The organism is Streptomyces longwoodensis, from assembly GCF_001514125.1.
Lineage (GTDB): Bacteria > Actinomycetota > Actinomycetes > Streptomycetales > Streptomycetaceae > Streptomyces > Streptomyces longwoodensis.
Genome location: NZ_KQ948552.1, coordinates 157,831 through 180,049 on the forward strand (window position 1 = coordinate 157,831; position 22,219 = coordinate 180,049).

Below are 22,219 nucleotides of genomic sequence, written 5' to 3' on the forward strand. Positions count from 1 at the left end.
ATGACCACGGTGAAGAGAACCCTCGACGACCTCGCCCTGGTGCCCTGGTCCGGGATCAAGGACTGCGCCGGGCCGGCCTCGGCGATCCCCTCCCTGCTCACCACGGTCGCCCGGGGCGACGAACCGGCCGCCACGTCCGCGCTCGCGCAGCTCCGCGACCGCGTCTGCCGCTACGGCTTCGTCGTCGACCAGGCCACCGCCCCGACGGTGCCGTTCCTGTGGGACCTCGTCCAGCTGTCCCACCTCGGCTGCCGCGCCCGCGTCCTGCGCCTGCTGACCGACATCGTCCACGCGCGCCAGTGGGAGACCACGGCTGCGACGTACCCGAAGCTGCTGCACCACCCCGAGGACTACGTCGGCTGGGAGCGCGCGGCCCGCGAGGCGGTGCGCGCCGGGCGCGCGGTCCTCGACGCACTGCTCGCCGACCCCGACACCGCCACGGACCCGGACCTCGTCCGGGCCGCCACGGACCTGGCTGCGACCCTGTCGGACTGAGCTCCGGGGCCACCGCGGACCTCGCGTCCCCTGCCGGGCACCTCGCCGGCAACAGGCCGGAGGGCCGGCTCGGCGAGTGTCTCGTCGAGCCGGCCCTCCGGTAGTGGTGGTGGACCGGGCGGAGCCCGTCAGTCCGTGCCGGACTCCATCGCCGCGCGGTCCAGCAGCGCGTCCTCCTCGGAGACCTCGCCCCGCGAGGCGATGGCCTCGGCGCCGCCCTCGGGCAGCTCGGGCATGGTGCCGATGAGCCCGGTCGCGGCGGCCTGGGAGGCGCCGATGGTCGGGGTGGCGGTGCCGATCAGGCCGAGCCCGACGTACTGCTCCAGCTTGGCGCGGGAGTCGGCGATGTCCAGGTTGCGCATGGTCAGCTGGCCGATCCGGTCGACCGGGCCGAACGCGGAGTCCTCGGTGCGCTCCATGGACAGCTTGTCGGGGTGGTAGCTGAACGCCGGGCCGGTGGTGTCGAGGATCGAGTAGTCCTCGCCGCGCCGCAGCCGCAGGGTGACCTGGCCGGTGATCGCCGAGCCGACCCAGCGCTGCAGCGACTCGCGGATCATCAGCGCCTGCGGGTCCAGCCAGCGGCCCTCGTACATCAGGCGGCCCAGGCGCCGGCCCTCGGTGTGGTACTGGGCGAGCGTGTCCTCGTTGTGGATGGCGTTGACCAGGCGCTCGTAGACCGCGTGCAGCAGGGCCATGCCGGGGGCCTCGTAGATGCCGCGGCTCTTGGCCTCGATGATGCGGTTCTCGATCTGGTCGGACATGCCGAGGCCGTGCCGGCCGCCGATGGCGTTGGCCTCCATCACCAGGTCGACGGCGGAGGCGAACTCCTTGCCGTTGACGGTGACGGGGCGGCCCTGGTCGAAGCCGATCGTCACGTCCTCGGTGGGGACCTCCACGGCCGGGTCCCAGAACCGGACGCCCATGATCGGCTCGACCGTCTCGACCCCGGTGTCCAGGTGCTCCAGGGTCTTGGCCTCGTGGGTGGCGCCCCAGATGTTGGCGTCGGTGGAGTAGGCCTTCTCGGTGCTGGCGCGGTAGGGGAGGTCGTGGGCGAGGAGCCACTCCGACATCTCCTTGCGGCCGCCGAGCTCGGTCACGAAGTCCGCGTCCAGCCACGGCTTGTAGATCCGCAGGTTGGGGTTGGCGAGCAGGCCGTAGCGGTAGAACCGCTCGATGTCGTTGCCCTTGTACGTCGAGCCGTCGCCCCAGATCTGGACGTCGTCCTCGAGCATCGCCCGCACCAGCAGCGTGCCGGTGACGGCGCGGCCCAGCGGCGTGGTGTTGAAGTACGCGCGTCCGCCGGAGCGGATGTGGAACGCGCCGCAGGTGAGCGCGGCCAGGCCCTCCTCGACCAGTGCGGCGCGGCAGTCGACCAGGCGGGCGATCTCCGCGCCGTAGGTCTCCGCGCGGCCGGGCACCGAGGCGATGTCGGGCTCGTCGTACTGGCCGATGTCGGCGGTGTAGGTGCAGGGGACGGCGCCCTTTTCGCGCATCCACGCGACCGCGACCGAGGTGTCGAGGCCGCCCGAGAAGGCGATGCCGACGCGCTCGCCGACGGGGAGGGAGGTGAGGACCTTGGACATAGGAAGAGTATGCACCCTCTCGCATGGTCATGCAAAGCGGGTCGCACGCTCCCGCGCGCTCCGGGTGCCCGGACGCCCCGCCGCGGGCGCCGGACACACGCGCACGGGGCCCGGCCCGAAGGCCGTGCCCCGTGCGTCCGCGGTGGGCGGGTCCGGATCAGCCGGACACCACGGCGTCGCTCTCCCAGCGGTAGAAGCACTGCGCCATGGCGTCCTTCGGACCGCGCCAGGTCTCCGGGTCGTAGGCGGAGACGAACGGCGTCAGCCGCTCGCTCACCTCGCGGAACTCGGGGTGGTCGGTGAGGCGGGCGATGGCCGGACCCGGGTCGTTCTCGCTCTCGATGAGGTGCAGGTACACATCACCGAACTGGAAGAGGCTGCGCCGGGTGACGCCGATCAGGTGGGGCAGGTCACCGCTGTCGGACTCGGCGAAGACCCGCGCGATGTCGTCGGCCGCGCCGGGCTTCATCCGGGCGACGATCAGGGTGTGGTGCATCGGCGTGCCCCTCACTCGCTCAGGACGGCGGCGGGACGCCGCTCGCCCGCGGCCTGCTCGATGCGGTCGCGGATGAGGGCCAGCTGGGTGCGGGAGTTGCGGTTGATCATCTCCTCCATGCCGGCGTCGTCCACCGGGGCCTCGGGCTTCATCGAGAAGTCCTGGACCCAGCGCATCCGCGTGCCGGCCGGGGTCTCCTCGTACTCCCAGTGGATCCGCATGAACGCGAACGGCCCGGTCTCGACGCGGTGGGCGTCGACCTTGCGGGCGGCGCGGTCGGCGGTGCGCTCGGACACCCAGCTCCACACCCGGCCCTGCTCGTCCGGGTGCATGGTGAGCCGGAAGGTGGTGCGGTCGCCCTCGCGCTCGAGGATCTCCACCGAGGCGTACTCGCTGAACAGCTGCGGCCAGTTCTCGATGTCGTTGGTCATGTCCCAGACGAGATCGAAGGGCGCGTCGATGACGATCTCGTTGTCGGTGTGCGCGGGCATCTCAGACTCCTGTCGTCAGCGCGCTGTTGATGAGCGCGAGGAACTCCGCGGGCGACTTGCAGCGCTCGGCGTCCGGCGGCATCGACAGGCCGTAGCGCTTCTCCAGCTCGGCGACGATGCCGAGCAGGCCCAGCGAGTCCAGGCCGAAGGTGTCGAAGCCGGCGTCTGCCTGCCGGGCGAACTGGTCGGGGTCGACGGAGACGCCGGCGGTGCGCTTCATCAGCGCGGCCAGGTCCTCCAGGGTGACCTCGTAGGAGACTTGGTCGGTCATGGGGTGCGCTCCTTCGGTGGTGCGGATCGGTTACCGGTGCGGGCCCCGGGCGCCGCCCTTGCGCAGGACGAGCGCCGCGTTGCAGCCCATGAGCCCCCGGCTGAGGACCAGGGCCGTGCGGGCCTCCACGGCACGGGCGGGGCCGGTCACCAGGTCCAGGTCGTGGCAGGGGTCGGTCACGTGCGGGGTGGGCGGGATCAGCCCGTGCTGCAGGCCGAGCACTGCCGCCGTCACGTCGAGCACCGGCGCGGCGCAGTAGGCGCGGCCGGTGCCCGTCTTCGGGGCGGTGACGGGGACGCGCCGGGCGTGCGGGCCGAGCGCGTCGGCGAGCGCCCCGGCCTCGGCCCGGTCGGCCTCGGGCACGCCGAGGGCGTCGGCGTAGACCACGTCGACGTCCTCGGGACGGCAGCCGGCCTCCCCCAGCGCGATGTCGATGGCGTGGGCGAGCCCGTCGCGGGACTCGGCCCAGCGGGACGCGCCGGTGAACGTCGCGCCGTGCCCGGCGACGGTGGCCCGGACCTCGGCGCCCCGGGCGCGTGCCGCGCGCTCCTCCTCCAGGACCAGCACCGCGCCGCCCTCGGCGGGGGCGAAGCCGCAGGCCTCGGAGGTGAAGGGGCGGTACGCGTGGTCGGGCCGGGTGGCCCGGCTCAGCTCGGGGTAGCCGAGCTGGCAGACGATCGAGTACGGCGCGAGGGGTGCCTCGGCCGCGCCGACGACCACCGTGTCGGTGCCGTGCCGCACGGTCCGCGCGGCCTGCGCGAGGGCGTCGAGCCCGCCGGCCTCGTCGCTGGCCACCACCCCGCACGGCCCCTTGAAGCCGTGCCGGATGGAGATCTGGCCGGTGCTGGCCGCGTAGAACCAGGCGATCGACTGGTAGGGGCCGACGTACTTGGACCCCTGCCCCCACAGGTTCTGCAGTTCGCGCTGGCCGAACTCGCCGCCGCCGGAGCCGGCGGCCGTGACCACGCCCACCGAGTACGGCGAGTCGAAGTCGGCGTCCGCCAGCAGCGCGTCCTCCAGGGCCAGCCGGGCCGCGGCCATCGCGAAGTGGGTGAACCGGTCGGTCTGCACGAGGAACGTCTCCTCGACCAGTGCCGCCGGGTCGAAGCCGCGCACCTGGCCGGCGACGCGCAGCGGGTAGCCCTCGCAGCCGCCCCGGTCCAGGGCGGCGAGGCTGCTGCCGCCGCCGACGGTGGTCTTCCAGAACACCTCGGTGCCGATGCCGTGCGGGGTGACCGCACCGATGCCGGTGACGACCGCCCTCCGGGGTTCTCGTCCGCTCATCGCCTCACGCCTTCCGCTCGGGACCGGTCAGGACGACCGCCGACTGGAACCCGCCGAACCCGCTGCCCACGGACAGCACCCCGCGCAGCCGGCGCTCACGCGCCTCGCGCGGGACGTAGTCGAGGTCGCACTCGGGGTCGGGGGTCTCGTAGTTGGCCGTGGGCGGCACCACCTGGTGCGTCAGCGCGAGGACGCACGCGACGAGTTCGATGGAGCCGATCGCGCCGAGCGAGTGGCCCACCATCGACTTGATGGAGCTCATCGGCGTCTTGTACGCGTGCTCGCCCAGGGCGCGCTTGACGGCCGCGGTCTCGTGCCGGTCGTTCTGCTTGGTGCCCGAGCCGTGCGCGTTGACGTAGTCGATGACCGTCGGGTCGAGGCGGGCCTCGTCGAGGGCGGTCTCGATGGCGCGCGCCATCTCCAGGCCGTCCTTGGTGAGCCCGGTCATGTGGTGGGCGTTGCCGAAGGTGGCGTAGCCGGCGATCTCGCACAGGACCTGGGCCCCGCGGGCGCGGGCGTGTTCCAGTTCCTCCAGGACGAGGACGGCGGCGCCCTCGCCCATGACGAACCCGTTGCGGTGGGCGTCGAACGGACGCGACGCGTGGGCCGGGTCGTCGTTGTTCGGCGAGGTCGCCTTGATCGCGTCGAAGCACGCCATGGTGATCGGGGAGATCGGCGAGTCGGACGCGCCGGCTATGCACACGTCGACCCGGCCGTCGGCGACCGCCTGGTGGGCGTAGCCGACCGCGTCCAGGCCCGAGGTGCAGCCGGTGGACACGGTCTGCACGGGCCCGTGGGCGCCGAACTCCTCGGCCACGGCGGAGGCCAGGGTGCTGGGCGAGAAGGCCCGTTCCAGGGCCGGGCCCGCCTTGCGGGCGTCGACGTCCCAGCGTGCGCCGCGCTCGCTGACCAGGACGTAGTCCTGCTCCAGCCGGGTGGTGCCGCCGACCGCCGTGCCCAGGCTGACCCCGGTGCGCCAGGGGTTCTCGCGCGTCATGTCCAGCCCGGCGTGCTGCACCGCCTCGCGCGCGGCGACCAGCGCGAACTGCACGTAGCGGTCGCAGCGTTCGACGGTCGTCGGGTCCAGGCCGTGCGCCGCCGGGTCGAAGTCGCACTCGGCGGCGATCTGCGACCGCAGCCCGGCCGGGTCGAACAGGGAGATGCGTCGCGTCGCGGTGCGCCCCTGGGACAGCAGGTCCCAGAACCGGGTCACGCCCGTGCCGCCGGGGGCGACGACGCCTATGCCGGTGACCGCGACCCGCCGGCTCATGACACCGCCTCGGCCGCGAGGCCCTCGGCCGTGGCGTCCCGCGGGCCTTCCTCGGTGTCGACGTGCCCGAGGTCGGGGCGGGGGGCCAGCGGGCCGAGGTGGAAGACGAGCCGGGCGTCGCGGTCGCCGACGTTGCGGAACCGGTGCCGGACGTCCTTGGGGATGAGCAGGCCCTGCTCGGCGCGCAGGGGCTGCGGTTCGCCGTTGAGGTCCACCTCGAAGGCGCCCTCGACGACGTACACGAACTCCTCGGAGTACGGGTGGTAGTGCTCGGCGATGCTCTCCCCCGGCCGGACGATGGCGACGCCCATGAAGCCGCTCGTCGAACCCACCGTGGAGGGCGTGAGCAGGGCGCGCACGTCGCCGCCGCGGCGGCGGTTGGGTGCGATGGAGCTGAGGTCGACGACGCCGCCGCCGACGCCGATGCCTGCCTGCTGCTGTTGTGTCATGTCGGTCACTCCGGAAAAGGTCGTGGGTGGGGACGGTGAGGACGGTGGGGCGGGGAGGGTGGTCCGGTGCCGGCGGTGGGTCAGGAGACCGGGGCGCGGCGGTCGGTGAGCGGCTGCATCCGGGCGTGGGCGAGCAGCCGCCGCACCGCCCGCTCGTCCGTCGGGGGGCCGTCCAGCCCCAGGGCGGCCGCGTCCAGCAGGCGCCCGGCCTCGGCGGCCGACGCCGCGTCGGCCAGCGCCAGGACCGGCCCGGGCGCGTCCTCCGGGTCACCGTCCACGTCGACCAGGCGTACGACGATGTCGTCCCGGTGGAAGACGGTGGCCGAGAGGACGGGACCGTGCGCGTGGGCGGCGACGGTCTCGTCCTGCCGGGCCAGCAGCCGGGCGAGCTCCTCCCCGCGGCCGGGGAGGGCCGGGAGGAACAGCGCGCACCGCGTGGCGGCGGAACCCTCCGGGCGCCCGGAGGCCGTGTGGTGCACGGCGGGCAGGGCGGCCCGGGTGAAGAACACCCGCGCGGACTTGGGGTCGGTCAGGTCCCGTTCCTGTTCCAGGTAGGGGTCGATCGCCTGCTCCACGGCCCGCACCTCGGGCTGGCGGGAGACGTGCCGCAGGGCGTCCTGGAGGTCGCCGCGCACCTCGACCGCCCGCACCACGCGGTTGCCGTGCAGGAACAGCGAGGTGCGCAGCAGCCGGGTGGTGTCGTTGACGACCGGCTGCGGTGAGGCGTAGCCGGAGAGGATCTCGGCGACCTTGGACTCGCTGCCCGGGGTGACGGTGAACGTGAGGGCGTGCCGGACGACGTTGTCACCGGTGCGGGGCGCGGACTGCAGCGCGGCGGCCCCGGGGGCCGGGGCGGTGTCGGTGCCGGTGGTCTCGCGCAGGATCGTGTAGCGCAGCGACCGGGTGTCGCGGACGCAGCCGGCCAGCGGCTCGACCATGTCCAGGTGTTGCTCGCTGTTGACCCAGGCGAGGAAGGGCGGTGCGCTCTCCCATTCGCTGGTGAGCAGCCACTGGGTGGGGTTCTCCAGGGACTGGCACAGCTGGTCGCTCAGGTGGCCCGGCACGGCGGCGACGCGGTGGCGCATCCGCTCGTAGGCGTCCAGGAACTGCTGCTGGGCTCCGTCGTGGACGTCCAGCATCAGCAGGACCCGCACGCGGGACCCGTCGAACGCGGTGCTGGACACACCGCCCGGGACCGTCGGCGGATCGGGGGAGACGGTCATCCGGCGCACCTCTTCCTCGTGGTCTTCCACATGGCTTCCTCGCGGTACGTCCACGCCTGTCGCGGACCTGTGGGGCGGACGCGGCCCCCCGTGGCCCCTGCGGGGCCCCCGCGCACCGGGACGGTGGTCCCGGAGCGCGCGCCGGGCGGCGTCGGTCGCGTCGTCAGGTCGATCGTGGGCGCTGCCGTGCGCCACCGCGAACCGGGCGGGTTAAGCGGGTGAAGCCTGGGCCGCGGAGCGTGCCGCGGGGCATGGATGAAGGCCCCGGCCGGATTCGCCCGAGCCGGTGGTCACGACGTGTGTGGAGGCGAGATGAACGCACAAGCCGGGCGGCCCGACCTGGAGGTCCCGGTACTCATCGTCGGAGGTTCCCTGGTCGGTCTGTCGACCTCGCTCTTCCTCGGCCGGCTCGGCGTACGGCACACCCTGGTGGAGAAGCACGCGGGGACGTCGATCCACCCGCGCGGCCGGGGCAACAACGTCCGCACGATGGAGCTGTTCCGGGTGGCGGGCGCGGAGGACGGGATCCGCCGGGCAGCGGCCACGCTGGCCGAGAACCACGGCATCCTGCAGACCCCGGCGCTGGCCGGCGGCGAGGGCGAGTGGCTGTTCCGGGAGATCGACCCGGGCGGCGGACTGGCCCGGTTCAGCCCGGCCTCGTGGTGCCTGTGCAGCCAGAACGACCTGGAGCCGGTGCTGCTCGACCGGGCCGTGGAACTCGGCGGGGACCTGCGGTTCTCGACCGAGCTGCAGTCGTTCGACGCCGACCCGGACGGGGTCACCGCGTACCTGAAGAGCCGGGAGACGGGCGAGCACACCGTCGTCCGGGCGCAGTACCTGGTCGCCGCCGACGGTCCGCGCAGCCCCGTGCGCGAGCAGCTCGGCATCGGGCAGAGCGGCCCGGGCGACCTGTTCCACAACATCAGCCTGACGTTCCGCTCGCGCCGGCTGGCCGACGTGGTGGGCGACCGCCGGTTCATCGTCTGCTACCTGACCCGTCCCGACGCGGACGGGGCGCTGCTGCCCGTGGACAACCAGGAGCGCTGGGTCTTCCACGCGCCGTGGCACCCCGAACGGGGCGAGACCCTCGAGGACTTCACCGAGGAGCGGTGCGCGGAGCACATCCGCCGCGCGGTCGGCGACCCGGACCTCGACGTGGAGATCACCGGCAGGGCGGCCTGGCACGCGGCCCAGCGGGTCGCCGAGCGCTACCGCGCCGGCCGGGTCCTGCTCGCCGGTGACTCGGCGCACGAGATGTCCCCGACCGGGGCGTTCGGCTCCAACACCGGTATCCAGGACGCCCACAACCTGGCGTGGAAGCTGGCCGCGGTCCTCGGCGGCTGGGCGGGCGACGGTCTGCTGGACACCTACGACAGCGAGCGCCGCCCCGTCGCGGAGGCCACCAGCGCCCGCGCCGCCGCGCGCTCGGTCGAGCACAGCCACCCGGGCTACGCCCCGGCGCCCGACGCGGGCGGGGGCGGCGGCCGTGCCGGCGGCATCCTCAACGTAGCCCTGGGGTACCGCTACCCCCAGGGCGCCGTCGTCGGCACCGACCCGGCGGCCCAGGTCGTCCCCGACAAGCTGGCCCTGACCGGCGAGCCGGGCAGCCGGGCACCGCACCTGTGGGTCCGGCACCGGGGCGAACGGGTCTCCACCCTGGACCTGTTCGAGACGTCGCTGGTGCTGCTGTCGGGCGGCCCGGGGTCGGGCCCGGCCGGCGCGGACTGCGACTGGCACGGTGCGGCCGGGCGCCTGGCCGAGCGGCTCTCGGTGCCGCTGGTGTCCCTGCGCCTGGGTCCGGACGCGGAGCTGGTCCCCGACGAGGACACCGACTGGGCCGGCCGGCTGGGCATCTCCCCCGGCGGGGCGATGCTGGTCCGCCCCGACGGCTTCGTGGCCTGGCGCTCCCCGGAGCCGGCCACGGACCCGGAGGCGATCCTGCACGAGGTGCTCTCCACGGTGCTGTCGCTGTCCTGACACACCGGCAGCACGACACGGGTCCCCGCCCGGCGGCATCGGTCCGCGGGCGGGGGCCCGTCGTGCGTACGGGCGGCCGGGCCGACCGAGGCCACCAGTCCCGGTCCCCGCCGGTGTCGGCGCGGGGCCGGCCGAGCGGGTCAGGTGCCGGGTGGCGCGGTGGTGCCGCGCACCTCCAGGGCCGGGGCGGCGAGTTCCACCGCGCCGGGGCGGGCCGGGTCCTCGATGCGGTCCAGGAGGCGCTGGGCGGCCCGGCGGCCGACGTCGTGGCCCGCGTGGTCCACGGTGGTCAGCCACAGGTGGCGCAGCCGGGCGAGGGAGGTGTTGTCGTAGCCGACCAGGGAGAGGTCCCGGGGCACCCGCAGGCCGCTCTCCTCGGCGGCCGACAGCGCGCCGACGCAGGTCACGTCGTTGACCGCGAAGACGGCGGTGGGGCGGTGGGGGCGGCCCAGGAGCCGCACGGTGGCCCGGTAGCCGCCCTCCTCCGTGAGGTCGCCCTGCTCCACGGTCGCCGTCGCGGCCAGGCCGTGCTCGCGCATGGTCGCCTCGAAGGCGCGGCGGCGCAGCTCGCCGACCGCGCCCCGGCCGGCGATGTGGGCGATGTGCCGGTGGCCCAGGCCGATGAGGTGCTCGGTGGCCAGCCGGGCACCGAACTCGTCGTCCCCGGCGACGATGTCCACGCCGGGCAGCACGGGTTCGCGGGTGCCGGCGACGACGGTGGGGACACGGCCGGCGGCGGTGCGCAGCGCCTGCGGGTCGTGCAGGGTGCCCACGGCGATCAGACCGTCGACGCGCAGGTCGGTGAAGGTGCGGGTCAGGTCCTCCCCCAGGCGCCGGTTGAGGTGGCCGTCGGCGAGCAGCACGTGCAGACCGCTGTCGTACAGGCGCGTGTTCAGGCCGTCGAGCAGGTCGACGTACCAGGGGTTGCGCAGGTCGTTCAGCAGGACGCCGACGGTGCGGGTGCGGCGTTCGCTGAGGCTGCGGGCGGCGGCGTTGGGCCGGTAGCCGAGTTCTTCGACGGCGGCGAGGACGGCCGCCCGCTTCTCCGGGCGCACGCTGTCCGACCCCCGCAGGACCAGCGAGACCAGGGACTTCGACACGCCGGCGCGCGCGGCGACGTCGCGGATGGTCGGGGCGGTCATGGCTGGACCGTTCCACAGTGCGCGGCGCACTGTAAAGACCCTTGACACCTGGTGGGGACGCCGCTCATCGTGTGCCGCAGGTTTTGGATCGGTCCAAAAGCGGGTCCGGCCCGGTGGTCGCGAGCGGTCGCCGAGGGGGCCGGCCGTCGACGAAGGGGCTGTCATGGGGAACACGCTGGGCGTCGCCGTCGTGGGCTTCGGCTGGATGGGACGTGTCCACACGCAGGCGTACGGCCGTCTGCCCCACCACTTCCCCCAGCTGCCGGTGCGGCCGGAACTGGTCGTCGTCGCGGACGAGGTGCCGGGGCGGGCCGAGGAGGCGGCGGGGCGGTACGGCTTCGCGTCCGCGACCCGCGACTGGCGGGAGGTGGCCGCCGACCCGCGGGTGGCGGCCGTGAGCGTGACGGCCCCGAACTTCCTGCACCGCGAGATCGGCGTCGCCATGGCCGAGGCCGGCAAGCACCTGTGGATCGAGAAGCCGGTGGGGCTGACCGCCGAGGACGCCCGCGCGGTCGCCGACGCCGTCCGCGCGGCGGGCGTCCAGGGCACGGTGGGCTTCAACTACCGCAACGCGCCCGCCGTCGAGACCGCCCGCCGGATGGTCGCCGCCGGGGACATCGGCACCGTCACCCACGTGCGCATCCGCCTGTTCAGCGACTACGCGGCCCACCCGGACGGCGCGCTGACCTGGCGTTACGAACGCCGGCGGGGCGGCAGCGGGGTGCTGGGCGACCTGGCCTCGCACGGCGTGGACCTGGCCCGCTTCCTGCTCGGCGAGATCGTGTCGCTGACCGCCGACACCGCGGTGTTCGTGCCCGAGCGGGCCCGCCCGGTGGGTGCCACCGCAGGGCACTCCCGCGCGACCGGCGGCGCACCGGGCCCCGTGGAGAACGACGACTACGTCAGCTGCCTGCTGCGCTTCGCCTCCGGTGCCCGCGGCGTGCTGGAGGCCAGCCGCGTCTCGGTCGGCGAGCAGAACGCGTACGGCTTCGAGGTCCACGGCACCACGGGCGCCCTGTTCTGGGACTACCGGCGCATGGGCGAGCTCGGCGTCAGCCGCGGCACCGCCTACCAGGACCAGCCGGTCAGCACCGTGTACGTCGGCCCGGGCGACGGCGAGTACGGGGCCTTCCAGCCGGGCGCGGCCAACAGCATGGGCTACGACGACCTGAAGGTGATCGAGGCGTACCACTTCCTGCGCTCGGTCAGCGAGGGCACGCCGTACGGGCCGACGCTCGCCGACGCCGTGGCGAGCGCGACGGCGCTGGACGCCATGACCCGCTCGGCGCGGCGGCGGACGTGGGTGGACCTGCGGTGAGGGGCGGTCAGATCGCGCTGAGGTCGCCGAAGGCGGGGAACGCGCCCGCGGTGTCGTTGAGTTCGGCCCAGACCGTCTTGCCGACGCGCGTCTGGCGGGTGCCCCAGCGCTCGGCGAGCTGGGCCACCAGGTGCAGGCCCCGGCCGCCCTCGTCGTAACTACGGGCCCGGCGCTGGTGGGGGGCGGTGCTGCTCGCGTCGCGGACCTCGCACAGCAGGGACCGGCCGCGGCCGGCACCCGGCCCGGCGGGCGGCTCCGGGTCGGGCAGGACGAGACGCAGGTGGACGGGGGGCCGTCCGTAGCGGATGGCGTTGGTGACCAGTTCGCTGACGACCAGTTCGGCGGTGAACTCCAGTTCCTCCAGGCCCCACCGGCGCAGTTGTGCGGCGACCCGGGAGCGGGCCCGGGACACCTCGGCGGGGTCGGCGGCCAGGTCCCACCCGGCCACCCGGTCGTCCCCCAGGGCGCGGGTGCGGGCGAGGAGCAGGGCGACGTCGTCGGCGGGCCGCTCGGGCAGCAGGGTGTCGAGCACCGTGTCGCAGGCGGCGTCCAGGGAGCGGGCGGGCCGGGCGAGCACCTGCCGGAGGCGGGTCAGACCGGCCTCGACGTCGTGGTCGCGGGCCTCGATCAGGCCGTCGGTGTAGAGGGCGAGCAGGCTGCCCTCGGGCAGCTGGACCTCCAGCGCCTCGAACGGCAGGCCGCCCAGCCCGAGGGGCGGTCCCGGGGGCAGGTCCAGGGCGCGGTGGACGCCGTCCGGGGTGACGACGGTGGGCAGGACGTGACCCGCGCGGGCCAGGATGCAGCTGCAGCTGACGGGGTCGTAGACGGCGTACAGGCAGGTCGCGCCGATCTCCGCGGCGTCGTCGTCGGGGTCGGTCGCCGCTTCGGCGGACAGGCGCAGGACCACGTCGTCCAGGTGGGTGAGCAGCTCGTCGGGCGGCAGGTCGATGTCGGCCAGGGTGCGCACCGCGGTCCGCAGCCGGCCCATGGTGGCGGCGGCGTGGACCCCGTGCCCGACGACGTCGCCCACCACCAGGGCGACCCGCGCCCCCGACAGCGGGATGACGTCGTACCAGTCGCCGCCCACGCCGAGCCGGTCGCCGGCCGGGAGGTAGCGGTAGGCGACGTCCACGGCGGACTGCTCGGGGGTGCGGGCCGGGAGCAGGCTGCGCTGGAGGCCGAGGGCGGTGGCGCGGGCGTGGGTGTAGCGGCAGGCGTTGTCGACGGCGACGGCCGCCCGCGTGGCGATCTCCTGCGCGAGGAGCAGGTCCTCGCCGTCGTACGGCTCGGGACTGCCGTCGCGGGAGAACTGGGCCACGCCGAGGGTGACGCCCCGGGCCCGCAGGGGCACGACCAGGGTCGAGTGGCCCTCCCCCGGGGACCCGTCGGCGGGGAGCCGCGCGGGCTGCCCGGTGGCGAGGACCCGGGCGGGCGGGGAGTCCTCCGGGTAGGTGTGGAGCTGCTGGGGGGCGACGGCCGGGGGCGGCGGGTCGCCGTCCGGACCGCGCGGGTGGTCGGGCCCGTCCGTGCGACGCGCGGCGTACGCGCTGTCCGTGTGGGCGCCGGTCCTCGCGCGCTGGGCGATGCGGCGGAGGACGGGCGGCTGCCGGTCCGGGTCGCGGCCGTGCAGCAGCGCGTCGAGCAGGTCGACGCAGGCCCGGTCGGCGAAGTGCTCGGTGGCGAAGTCGGCCAGCTCCTGGGTGGTACGGGCGATGTCCAGGGTGGTGCCGATGCGGAGCCCGGCGTCGTTCACCACGGACAGCCGCCAGCGCAGCCGCCGGTCCCGCTCCTCCTGGTAGGCCACGACGCCGCGTTCGGAGCTGCGGTCCACGTAGCCCGTGGCCACCTCGGTCAGCCGGCGTGCCGCGGCGCTGATCAGCTCCGGGTCGCTGGTCAGGCGGGGCAGGGCGGCCAGCACCCGGTCCAGGGCGATGGCCTGGGCGAGCCGGTGGGCACGCAGGACGGCGGTGACGGAGACCCCGCCGCGGGCGAGCCGGCGTGCCCGGTCGAGGTCGGCCGCGGGCGGCGGGATGCGGTCCGCCTCGACGCCGTGCTCCAGCCCGTCGAGCGCCGCGGCGATGTGCTCGGCGATGTTCCGCGTGGTCACCCGGGCGATCTCCGGGTCGGCCCACAGCTCGGGGACCTCCCGGCGCAGGCCCCGCTCCACGTCGGCGACCAGCTCGTCCGCATCGGCGCTCAGCTCGCGCGCGGCCCGGGCCACCAGGCTGTCCGCGGTGACGTCCACAAGAACGACGGTACGCCGATCGGCGGGACGGGCCAGGCGAGGGGCGGCCGGGGTGGGGTCGGGCGGGGGTGTGGCTTGCGGCGAGGAGGGCGGATGGCTGGATGCCGGTCTTTGAGTACCATCCGAGTGGATTGGCGCCGACCAGGTGGTCCCCCGGCCGGTTGGTCCACGGCCTGACGGGCGGTGTGCCCGGTCAGTCCAGTTCTCCTGCAACCCTCTCCAGCCGAAGGACGAGATCGGAGCCATGCGCGTACTCCTGGTCGAGGACGAGGAAGACCTGCGGCAGGTGATCTCGGCGGGCCTGAGGGACGCCGGGTACGCCGTCGACACCGCGTCCGACTGGCCCGAGGCGGACGTCATGCTCGATCTGGTGCCCTACAGCTGCGTCGTGCTCGACCGCATCGTGCCGTCCGGCGACACGCTGCTGCCGCTCCAGGAGCGCCGCCGACGCGGCTGGACGACACCGGTCCTGTGTCTCACGGCCCTGAACGAGGTCGCGGACCGTGTGGACGGCTTCCACTCCGGAGCGGACGACTACCTGGCGAAACCGTTCGCCATGGTGGAGCTCGTGCTGCGTGTCGGCAGTCTCGTCCGCCGGGCACCGGAGCGGCTGCCCGTGGTGCTGCGCTACGCCGACGTCGAGCTCGACGAGGTCAGGCGCGAGGTGCGTCGCGCCGGCGTCCTGCTGTATCCGACGCCCAAGGAGTACGCGGTCCTGCACCACCTCCTGCTGCACCCGGACGAGGTGGTCACCCGTACCGCGTTGATCGAGCACTGCTGGGACGAGATGGCCGACCCCGTCTCCAACGTCGTCGACGCGGTCATGACGGGCCTGCGGCGCAAGCTGGGCGAGCCGGCCCTGATCCGGACCGTCCGCGGTCACGGCTTCCGGCTCACGGACCGTACGGATCCGTCATGACGGACGGACGGCCGTCCCCGGCCCGCCGGCGCCTGAGCCGTCTGCAGCGGCGGCTCACCCTGGCGTACACACTGATCACGCTGGCCGGGGTGGGAGCGCTGTCCTGGCTGGTGATCCGCACGGACGGACGGTCCTGGCAGGCGGCCGAGTACGAGGAGATGCGCCGGCGGGCGGCGGTGGCCGCTTCGCTCGTGTACTACACCGACGCCGGGATCCAGCTCGACGGTCTGTACGACGACGAGGCGACCAGTGGCCGTCGCCAGGTGATCGTGCTCCAGTCCCGCCGCGACGGACTCAAGCGGGTGTTCGTCTCCCGCGGTCCCGCGACGGACGTCGGGGCCGATGCGGTCGACCGGGTGGCGCGCAGCGCGATGGCCCGCGACGACACCGTACGTGCGGGAGGCCGTACCCACGCCGGTCAGCCGGTGTACCTGCTGGCGGTGCCCTTCTACGACGATGCGACGCAGAGGACGTCGGGCGCGGTGGTGGTGGTCGGCGACCCCGCCGAGGGACGCTCCGAACACCACCGGCTGGTGATGGCGGTCCTGTCCGGCTCCGCTCTCCTGGTGCTCTTGGCGGCGGTGACGGGGCACGTGCTGTCCGGGCGCAGTATGCGTCCCGCCGCGGAGGCACTCGACGCCCAGGAACGGCTGCTCGCCGACGCGGCACACGAGCTGCGCACGCCGGTGGCCGTGATGCGGGGCTCGGTCGATCTCGCGGACGCCGACCCGGACCGGTTGCACGCGCACCTGCCGCGCCTGCGGCGGGCCGCGGACCGGATGACGGACGTCGTCGAGAACATCCTCACCCGCGGCCGCCTGCAGGCCGGGCACACGTCTCGTCCCGTCCCCCTGCGCCTGGACCAGCTCGTCGAGCAGGTCTGCGAGGAGCTGCCGCCCTCCCGGCACACGGTGAGACCGCTGCTCGAACCGTCGGTGGTGACCGCCGACCCGGAGTTGGTGCGGACAGCGGTGCGCAACCTGCTCGCCAACGCACTGCGGCACGGGCGGACCCCGGGTGACCCGCTGGAGCGGGCCCAGGTGGACATAGCCGTCCACGGTACGACGGTGACGGTGGCTGACCGGGGCCCCGGACTGGACCCGGAGAGCCTGCCCGGTCTGCTGGTCCGGTACCGCTCCCCCGGCGGCGGCACCGGCATCGGGCTGTCACTGGTGCGGGACGTCGCTGCCGCCCACGGCGGAGACGTAACGGTGCGCAGGCGGCCCGGCGGCGGTTCGGTCTTCGCGCTCGTGCTCGGTCCGGCCCAGAGGCGGACGGGACGCCCCGGGACACGACGGCGTTCCGCCGACCGTGATCCCTCCTCATGATTCCCTCACGGTTCCCGGACCAGGATGTGTCCGTCCGTCCCCACTTCGCCCAGGAGCACGTGTGCCGAACCATGCCGCTGTACCTTTCCTCCGCCGTAGGAGCACCGCCGTTGCCGGGGTGGTCGGCGCCGTCACCGCCCTGGGAGTGGGCGTGACCCTCTCCCACGTCTTCGCGGCCGCTCCCGCGCCGAAGGTGGTGCCTCCCACGGCCAACGCGGCGTTCGACTATCAGATCGGCGGCCCGTACACCCCCGGGAAGGGGGTGACCGCCGTGTCGCGCGACCGGTCCGCCCGGCCCGTCGGCGGCCTGTACAACGTCTGTTACGTCAACGCGTTCCAGGCGCAGCCCGACGCGCTCGGCTGGTGGCAGAAGAACCACCCCGACCTGGTCCTGCTCGACAAGAACAAGCGTCCGGTGATCGACGAGGACTGGGACGAGGCCCTTCTGGACACGTCGACGGCGGACAAGCGCTCCCGGCTCGCCGACGTCGTCGGCGCGTGGGTGGACGGCTGCGCCAAGAGCGGTTTCCAAGCCGTGGAGCCGGACAACCTCGACTCCTACGAGCGTTCGGGCGGTCGCCTGACCAAGGCGGACAACGCGGCCTTCGCCAAGCTCCTGGCCACCCGGGCCCACTCCGCGGGGCTCGCCGTCGGACAGAAGAACACCGTCGACATGCTGCCGGACAGCACCAAGATCGGCTTCGACTTCGCCGTCGCCGAGGAATGCGGCGCGTACGACGAGTGCGGCGACTACGCCAAGGCTTACGCGGACCGCGTCTTCGTGATCGAGTACAGCGATCGCGGCTTCAGCCGGGCCTGCGCGGGCTTCGGCGCTCGCCTCGGCATCGTCCAGCGCGACCTGGACGTCGCCCCTCGCGGAGCCGGTGGTCACACGTTCCGGACCTGCTGAGGTGAGTCCCTCCGCCCGCCCGTGGTGGGCAGGCGGCGGCCGTGTCAGGCGGCCGCGGGCAGTGCGCGCAGCGCCTCGCCGATGAGGGTGATGCCCTCCTCGATCTCGTGGGCCGCGCCCGCCGCGTAGCCGAGGACCAGGCCGGGCGGGCCGGGGGTGAGGCGGTGCCAGGACAGGGGGTGGGCCTTCACGCCCCGGGCGAGCGCGGCCGCGGCGAGGGCGGTGTCGGGGACGCGGCTGCCGGGTCCGTCGGCGAAGGTGACCAGGAGGTGCAGGCCGGCGGCCGCGCCGTGGACGCGGGCGCCGGGCAGGTGCGCCTCGACGGCCCGGAGCATCACGTCCCGGCGCCTGCGGTGGCGGCGCCGGACGTGGCGCAGGTGCCGTTCGAGCTCGCCCGAGTCCATCAGCCGGGCCAGGACCAGTTGGGTGAGGACGCCGTTGCCGAGGTCGGCGTACCGCTTGGCGGTGACCAGGGCGTCGCGCAGGTGGGGCGGGACCAGGAGCCAGCCGACGCGCAGCGCGGGGGCGAGCAGCTTGGAGATGCTGCCCGCGTAGCAGACCGCGTCGGGCAGGAGGGAGCGCAGCGCGGGCACGGGGGGCCGGTCGTAGCGGTGCTCGGCGTCGTAGTCGTCCTCGATCACGACGCCGCCCCCGGCCGCCCAGCGCAGCAGCTCGCGCCGGCGTTCGCCGTCGAGGACCACTCCGGTGGGGAACTGGTGCGCCGGGGTCATGAGCACCGCGCGGGCGCCGCCGGCCCGCAGCGCGTCGACGTCGAGGCCGCCGGCGTCCACGGGGACGGGGACGGTCGTGAGGCCGCCGTACTCCAGCTGCTGGCGCGCGCCGAGCGAGCCGGGGTCCTCGACGGCGACGCGGTCGACGCCGTCGGCGCGCAGCAGCTGGGCGAGCAGCCCCAGGGCCTGCGCCACCCCGGCGACCACCACGACCTCGTCCGGGTCGGCGCGGATGCCGCGGTTGCGGGCCAGCCAGCCGACGACGGCCCGCCGCAGCGCGGGCGCGCCCTGGGGGCTGCCGTAGCCGAAGTCGGCCGGGGTGGCGGCGGCGAGGACGGCGCGTTCGGCGCGCAGCCAGGCGGTACGGGGGAAGGCGGCGAGGTCGGGCACGCCCGGGGAGAGGTCGATCCGGCAGGGCAGGCCGCGCAGGGCGTCGACGAGGCCGTCGCGGTGGGGCGGGGCGGTGAAGAAGGCGCCACCCGCCACGGCTCCCTCGGCCTCCGACCGTCCCACCTGCCCGGCATCGCCCCCCTCGGTCGCGGGAGGAACCGGGCGCGCCGGGGCGGCGACGACCACCGTGCCGCCCCTGCCCCGGCCGGCGATCTGGCCGGACTCGGACAGGCGCCGGTACGCCTCGGTGACCACGCCCCGGGTGACCCGGAGCTCCTCGGCGAGGACGCGGCTGGCGGGGAGCCGCGTCCCGACCGGCAGCCGGCCGTCGGCGATGGCCGACCGCAGCCGGTCGGCGAGCCAGGCGGTCAGCCCGCCCGGGGGTGCGTCGGCGATGTCGAGCTGGAGGAAGTCGGAGCCGAGGGCGGCGCCGGGCCGTGCCGGACGGCCGCCGGCCCCGGCGGCCGCACCGGCCGGTCTCACCGTCGCGTCCGGCACGGCGGTTTTGGACCCCTCGACCGACGACTCTCTGGACCTGCCCATGGCGTCCATTGTGGAGCCAGGGTGGAGGCATGGACACCCCTTCCGCTTCCTTCGCACCCCTGGTCCCCGGCATGGTCGGGATGGTGCTGGTCGGCAGCAGCGTCGGCGTCTCGCACGCGCTCGTCGACGCCCCGCTGTTCACCGCCCAGGCCGTCCGCTACGCGGCCGCGACCCTGATCCTGCTGCTCCTCGCCCGGCTCGCCGGTGCCCGCCCGGTCCGGCCGCGCGGCCGGGAGTGGCTGTGGCTGACCGGGCTCGCGGTGACGGGGCTGGTGCTGTTCAACGTCGCCGTGGTGCGGGGGGTCGCGCACGCGGAGCCCGCGGTGATCGCGGTCGCGGTGGCGTCGGTGCCGGTGGTCCTCGGGGTCCTCGGCCCGCTGCTGGAACGGCGTTCCCCGAGCCGGCAGGTGCTGCTGGCGGCGCCCGTGGTGGTGGCGGGCGCGGTGCTGGTGGAGGGCACGGGCCGTACGGACGCGGCAGGGGTGGGCTGGGCGGCGCTGGCCCTGGGCTGCGAGGCGGCGTTCACGCTGCTGGCGGTGCCGGTGCTCGGCCGGCACACGCCGTGGGGGGTGTCGGTGCACGCGTCGTGGCTGGCCGCGGTGCTGTTCGCCGTGCTCGGCGTGACGTACGAAGGCCCCACGGCCGCACGGGAGTTGACGGGCACGCAGTGGGCGGCCGTGGGCTACCTGGCGCTGCTGGTCACGGCGGTCGCCTTCGTGCTCTGGTACTCGACCGTACGCACGGTCGGCGCCGGCCGCGCGGGCCTGCTCACGGGCCTCGCCCCGCTCGCGGCGGCAGGGGCGGGGACGGTGGCGGGGACGGGGGTGCCGGGCGCGACGGTGTGGCTGGGGATCGCGGTGGTGATCGGGGGGGTGGTCGGGGGGCTGTGGACGCGTCGTGCCCCTGGCATCGATGTGGTGTCGGTCGACGCGCCCTCCGTCCAGGCACCGCCCGCCGACGCGCCCTCCACGGCACCGACCCGGCGCTGACCTCCCGCGCTCCCGCCTATCGTGACTGGCGGTGATCACGACGAGGGAGTCGATGTGAGCGAGAGGGAGCCGGGCGCCGAGTCCGTGTCCGAGGAACCCGCGTCGGTGCTGAGCGAGCGGCTCAAGGAACGCATCTACGCCTCCCTCACCGTGCTGGCGGTCCTCATCGGCCTGGTCGAGGGACGGCACGTCGACCACACCGGGGCCGTCCTGGCGGTCGCCGTGACCGCGCTCGGCCTGTGGTCCGCGACGCTCGTGGCCGACCTCCAGGCCCGGCCCGTCGCCCACGGGCGCCGCCTCCACCGCGACGACGTGCGGCACGTGCTGTTCACCAGCAGTCCCCTGCTGTCCGTGGCCGTCGGACCGATCGTGCTCATCAGCCTGTCCGCGGCCGGGGTGCTCGCGCTGCGCACGGCCCTGTGGGTCGCGATCGGCACCGAGGTCGCGGCGCTGGCGGCCTGGGGGTACCTCGGGGGCCGGCGCATCGGCTCGGGCCCGCTGCGCGCCGCCGTCACCGCGGCCCTGAACACGCTCATCGGGCTGGTCGTGGTCGCGGTGAAGCTGCTGGCCGGTCACTGAGGGGGCCGTGCGCCGGAGGCGGGCGTGGTCGTCGCACGCCCGCCCCGGGTGGTGATCTGCCCCCCGTCAGGACGTCGGCTCCGTCAGGCCGCCGGCACCGTGTCCTCGAACGCCGTCCCCGTCGACCTGTACGCCGCGACCTTGGCGTTGACCTGGGCGGGGGTCAGGACCTGGTCCTTGACGTGGAGGACGTAGTCGACCTGCTGCTCGTAGGCCCGCGGGGTGGTCGACGTCTGGCCGGTGAGGTCGATCAGCCACTGGTTGAAGTTGATGGACATGGGGCGTTCGGGCAGGTAGGCGGCGTCGTGGGTGCCGAACAGCTGCCCGTCGATGAAGTACGTGATGGACGAGCCGTCGATGGTGAGGACCAGGTCGTGCCAGCCGGCGTAGCTCTGCCGGGCCTCGGTGTGCTGGTTGACCGCCTGCCAGGGGTCGGGGTTGTAGGTCTCCCAGGACGTCGTGTAGAGGATGTTCGACGGCTCGCCCCAGCCGCCGTTGGGGAGGTACTCGAAGTCGTACTCGGCGTAGTCGTCGGCCATCGGCGCCTTGAGGTCGTTGATGGTGAAGAAGGTCTGGACGAGGTGGTCGCCGTCGGGGCCGGAGCGCGGGGCGTCGTTGAAGCGGACGCGGGCGGCGTAGGTGCCGTTCTGGAACTTGGTGGCCTTGGTGAGGACTTCGGCCTGCTCGGTGGTGCCGGCCGTGCCCGCCGTCGAGGTCTCCAGCGTCATGACGGTGTTGCCCGCGCTGGTGGCGAAGGTGACGTTGGAGGGGTCCCAGGTGGCGCCGGGCACGCCGGGGCCGCCGGAGTTGGAGCGTACGGACCAGCCGTTGGCGGAGATCTTCGGGTCGGCGTACGACGTGTAGCTGAAGTCGTCCCACAGCGTGCCGGATCCGCCGGGCGGGGGTGTGGTGGGCGGCGGGGTGGTCGGCGGGTCGGTCGGGGTGTTGCCGGCCGGGGCCGTGCCCCAGACCAGGCTGCCGGCGCGGGTCGCGGTGACCTTCGTCCAGTCGGCGTACGCGGTCCGGCTCGCGTCGAAGGAGTAGTCGTCGCTCTGCCGCAGCGGCTGCCAGGTGGACTGGTAGAACCGCAGCTGCATGTCGCCGGTGTCGGTGCCGGGCGCCAGGGAGCCCGCGCCGGAGGTGAAGCCGACCTCCAGGTAGCGGTTCGCGGTGGCGGTGGGAGCGGTCAGGGTGCCGAAGGTGCCGGTGATGTTGGCGCAGCCCTTGGCCGCCCAGGAGCAGGCGAAGCGGTACGTCGCGCCGGGCGCGTCGGCCTTGAAGTAGTACCGCAGCTTGACCTCGCTGAGCGGCAGCGCGGTGGTGGCGGTGTTCTTCACCTTGAACCAGGGCTCGCTCTGGTCGGCCGTGGCGCCGGTGGCGCTGGTGCGGTACTGCACCGTCAGGCCGCCCGCCGCGTTGGCGGTGGCGGGCAGGGCCGCGAGGGCGGCCGCACCCAGCGCGGTGACGGCGGCCGTCGCGAGGAGGGCGCGCAGCCGGGTGGTGCGGCGGGGCTGGGCCGCCGGGTGGTGGTCGTGACGGGTCACGGTCGGGTCCTCTCCGTGGTGGGGTCATCCAGTGGGGTCGGA

20 protein-coding genes are annotated in these 22,219 nt (G+C 74.5%); 8 read left to right on the forward strand and 12 right to left on the reverse strand.

Going from position 1 to position 22,219, the window contains the following annotated elements; genetic code table 11:
* Entirely contained in the window at nt 1-495 is a 495-nt protein-coding gene (locus tag AQJ30_RS13185; protein WP_245726910.1) for a hypothetical protein, read from the forward strand.
* Nucleotides 496-623: 128 nt separating this feature from the next.
* On the opposite strand, the gene argG is transcribed toward AQJ30_RS13185, so the two are convergent.
* The 8 genes from argG to AQJ30_RS13225 form a co-directional block, all read right to left on the reverse strand.
* The gene (gene argG / locus AQJ30_RS13190) at nt 624-2,078 is read right to left on the reverse strand and encodes an argininosuccinate synthase (RefSeq protein WP_067233044.1); all 1,455 of its coding nucleotides are present in this window, start codon (nt 2,076-2,078) and stop codon (nt 624-626) included.
* Nucleotides 2,079-2,235: 157 nt separating this feature from the next.
* Complete coding sequence (locus AQJ30_RS13195; RefSeq protein ID WP_067233046.1) at nt 2,236-2,574, reverse strand: TcmI family type II polyketide cyclase; 339 nt, start codon at nt 2,572-2,574, stop codon at nt 2,236-2,238.
* Nucleotides 2,575-2,585: 11 nt separating this feature from the next.
* Complete coding sequence (locus AQJ30_RS13200) at nt 2,586-3,065, reverse strand: SRPBCC family protein (protein WP_067233047.1); 480 nt, start codon at nt 3,063-3,065, stop codon at nt 2,586-2,588.
* A 1-nt stretch (nt 3,066) separates the two neighbouring features.
* Nucleotides 3,067-3,336, reverse strand: coding sequence for an acyl carrier protein (locus AQJ30_RS13205; RefSeq protein WP_067233049.1), 270 nt, complete (start codon nt 3,334-3,336; stop codon nt 3,067-3,069).
* Nucleotides 3,337-3,366: 30 nt separating this feature from the next.
* Nucleotides 3,367-4,620 (reverse strand): ketosynthase chain-length factor, encoded by a 1,254-nt coding sequence (locus AQJ30_RS13210; protein WP_067233050.1) that lies wholly within the window; start codon nt 4,618-4,620, stop codon nt 3,367-3,369.
* A 4-nt stretch (nt 4,621-4,624) separates the two neighbouring features.
* Nucleotides 4,625-5,890 carry a beta-ketoacyl-[acyl-carrier-protein] synthase family protein gene (locus tag AQJ30_RS13215; protein ID WP_067233052.1) on the reverse strand — a complete coding sequence of 422 codons (1,266 nt, stop codon included), beginning with the start codon at nt 5,888-5,890 and terminating at the stop codon, nt 4,625-4,627.
* Entirely contained in the window at nt 5,887-6,339 is a 453-nt protein-coding gene (locus AQJ30_RS13220; protein WP_067233549.1) for a cupin domain-containing protein, read from the reverse strand. Before AQJ30_RS13220 ends, AQJ30_RS13215 begins: the two co-directional genes overlap by 4 nt.
* A gap of 80 nt (nt 6,340-6,419) precedes the next feature.
* Nucleotides 6,420-7,562: a SchA/CurD-like domain-containing protein gene (locus AQJ30_RS13225; protein WP_067233550.1), complete on the reverse strand. Its 1,143-nt coding sequence runs from the start codon at nt 7,560-7,562 to the stop codon at nt 6,420-6,422.
* A gap of 312 nt (nt 7,563-7,874) precedes the next feature.
* On the opposite strand from AQJ30_RS13225, the gene AQJ30_RS13230 reads away from it, so the two are divergent.
* The gene (locus AQJ30_RS13230) at nt 7,875-9,539 is read left to right on the forward strand and encodes an FAD-dependent oxidoreductase (protein WP_067233054.1); all 1,665 of its coding nucleotides are present in this window, start codon (nt 7,875-7,877) and stop codon (nt 9,537-9,539) included.
* Between the two features lie 140 nt (nt 9,540-9,679).
* Here the strand turns inward: AQJ30_RS13230 and AQJ30_RS13235 are convergent, their stop codons facing one another.
* A complete protein-coding gene (locus tag AQJ30_RS13235) occupies nt 9,680-10,681 on the reverse strand; it encodes a LacI family DNA-binding transcriptional regulator (RefSeq protein WP_067233055.1) in 1,002 nt (333 codons plus the stop codon).
* Between the two features lie 163 nt (nt 10,682-10,844).
* Between AQJ30_RS13235 and AQJ30_RS13240 the strand changes: the two genes are divergently transcribed.
* Nucleotides 10,845-11,999 (forward strand): Gfo/Idh/MocA family protein, encoded by a 1,155-nt coding sequence (locus AQJ30_RS13240; protein WP_067233057.1) that lies wholly within the window; start codon nt 10,845-10,847, stop codon nt 11,997-11,999.
* Between the two features lie 7 nt (nt 12,000-12,006).
* On the opposite strand, the gene AQJ30_RS13245 is transcribed toward AQJ30_RS13240, so the two are convergent.
* Nucleotides 12,007-14,244: an ATP-binding SpoIIE family protein phosphatase gene (locus tag AQJ30_RS13245; protein ID WP_067233058.1), complete on the reverse strand. Its 2,238-nt coding sequence runs from the start codon at nt 14,242-14,244 to the stop codon at nt 12,007-12,009.
* A gap of 244 nt (nt 14,245-14,488) precedes the next feature.
* Between AQJ30_RS13245 and AQJ30_RS13250 the strand changes: the two genes are divergently transcribed.
* The 3 genes from AQJ30_RS13250 (at nt 14,489) to AQJ30_RS13260 (ending at nt 17,401) form a co-directional block, all read left to right on the forward strand.
* Nucleotides 14,489-15,163, forward strand: a complete 675-nt coding sequence (locus AQJ30_RS13250; RefSeq protein ID WP_067233060.1) for a response regulator transcription factor — start codon at nt 14,489-14,491, stop codon at nt 15,161-15,163.
* Complete coding sequence (locus tag AQJ30_RS13255) at nt 15,160-16,491, forward strand: sensor histidine kinase (RefSeq protein WP_067233062.1); 1,332 nt, start codon at nt 15,160-15,162, stop codon at nt 16,489-16,491. Before AQJ30_RS13250 ends, AQJ30_RS13255 begins: the two co-directional genes overlap by 4 nt.
* A gap of 61 nt (nt 16,492-16,552) precedes the next feature.
* The gene (locus AQJ30_RS13260) at nt 16,553-17,401 is read left to right on the forward strand and encodes an endo alpha-1,4 polygalactosaminidase (protein WP_067233063.1); all 849 of its coding nucleotides are present in this window, start codon (nt 16,553-16,555) and stop codon (nt 17,399-17,401) included.
* A 44-nt stretch (nt 17,402-17,445) separates the two neighbouring features.
* Here the strand turns inward: AQJ30_RS13260 and pdxR are convergent, their stop codons facing one another.
* Nucleotides 17,446-19,065 carry a MocR-like pyridoxine biosynthesis transcription factor PdxR gene (pdxR, locus tag AQJ30_RS13265; protein ID WP_079084047.1) on the reverse strand — a complete coding sequence of 540 codons (1,620 nt, stop codon included), beginning with the start codon at nt 19,063-19,065 and terminating at the stop codon, nt 17,446-17,448.
* A gap of 29 nt (nt 19,066-19,094) precedes the next feature.
* Between pdxR and AQJ30_RS13270 the strand changes: the two genes are divergently transcribed.
* Both AQJ30_RS13270 and AQJ30_RS13275 read left to right on the forward strand, forming a co-directional pair.
* Nucleotides 19,095-20,054: a DMT family transporter gene (locus tag AQJ30_RS13270; protein WP_079084002.1), complete on the forward strand. Its 960-nt coding sequence runs from the start codon at nt 19,095-19,097 to the stop codon at nt 20,052-20,054.
* Between the two features lie 54 nt (nt 20,055-20,108).
* The gene (locus tag AQJ30_RS13275) at nt 20,109-20,633 is read left to right on the forward strand and encodes a hypothetical protein (RefSeq protein WP_245726913.1); all 525 of its coding nucleotides are present in this window, start codon (nt 20,109-20,111) and stop codon (nt 20,631-20,633) included.
* Nucleotides 20,634-20,716: 83 nt separating this feature from the next.
* Here the strand turns inward: AQJ30_RS13275 and AQJ30_RS13280 are convergent, their stop codons facing one another.
* Nucleotides 20,717-22,177, reverse strand: a complete 1,461-nt coding sequence (locus tag AQJ30_RS13280; protein WP_067233065.1) for a cellulose binding domain-containing protein — start codon at nt 22,175-22,177, stop codon at nt 20,717-20,719.
* Nucleotides 22,178-22,219 lie beyond the last annotated feature (42 nt).

Coding starts and splice junctions, on each gene's coding strand:
- argG (WP_067233044.1), bottom strand. CDS start 2,078: ATGTCCAAGGTCCTCACCTCCCTCCCCGTCGGCGAGCGCGTCGGCATC.
- AQJ30_RS13240 (WP_067233057.1), top strand. CDS start 10,845: ATGGGGAACACGCTGGGCGTCGCCGTCGTGGGCTTCGGCTGGATGGGA.
- AQJ30_RS13195 (WP_067233046.1), bottom strand. CDS start 2,574: ATGCACCACACCCTGATCGTCGCCCGGATGAAGCCCGGCGCGGCCGAC.
- AQJ30_RS13230 (WP_067233054.1), top strand. CDS start 7,875: ATGAACGCACAAGCCGGGCGGCCCGACCTGGAGGTCCCGGTACTCATC.
- AQJ30_RS13215 (WP_067233052.1), bottom strand. CDS start 5,890: ATGAGCCGGCGGGTCGCGGTCACCGGCATAGGCGTCGTCGCCCCCGGC.
- AQJ30_RS13200 (WP_067233047.1), bottom strand. CDS start 3,065: ATGCCCGCGCACACCGACAACGAGATCGTCATCGACGCGCCCTTCGAT.
- pdxR (WP_079084047.1), bottom strand. CDS start 19,065: ATGGGCAGGTCCAGAGAGTCGTCGGTCGAGGGGTCCAAAACCGCCGTG.
- AQJ30_RS13270 (WP_079084002.1), top strand. CDS start 19,095: ATGGACACCCCTTCCGCTTCCTTCGCACCCCTGGTCCCCGGCATGGTC.
- AQJ30_RS13255 (WP_067233062.1), top strand. CDS start 15,160: ATGACGGACGGACGGCCGTCCCCGGCCCGCCGGCGCCTGAGCCGTCTG.
- AQJ30_RS13185 (WP_245726910.1), top strand. CDS start 1: ATGACCACGGTGAAGAGAACCCTCGACGACCTCGCCCTGGTGCCCTGG.
- AQJ30_RS13235 (WP_067233055.1), bottom strand. CDS start 10,681: ATGACCGCCCCGACCATCCGCGACGTCGCCGCGCGCGCCGGCGTGTCG.
- AQJ30_RS13250 (WP_067233060.1), top strand. CDS start 14,489: ATGCGCGTACTCCTGGTCGAGGACGAGGAAGACCTGCGGCAGGTGATC.
- AQJ30_RS13210 (WP_067233050.1), bottom strand. CDS start 4,620: ATGAGCGGACGAGAACCCCGGAGGGCGGTCGTCACCGGCATCGGTGCG.
- AQJ30_RS13225 (WP_067233550.1), bottom strand. CDS start 7,562: ATGACCGTCTCCCCCGATCCGCCGACGGTCCCGGGCGGTGTGTCCAGC.
- AQJ30_RS13205 (WP_067233049.1), bottom strand. CDS start 3,336: ATGACCGACCAAGTCTCCTACGAGGTCACCCTGGAGGACCTGGCCGCG.
- AQJ30_RS13220 (WP_067233549.1), bottom strand. CDS start 6,339: ATGACACAACAGCAGCAGGCAGGCATCGGCGTCGGCGGCGGCGTCGTC.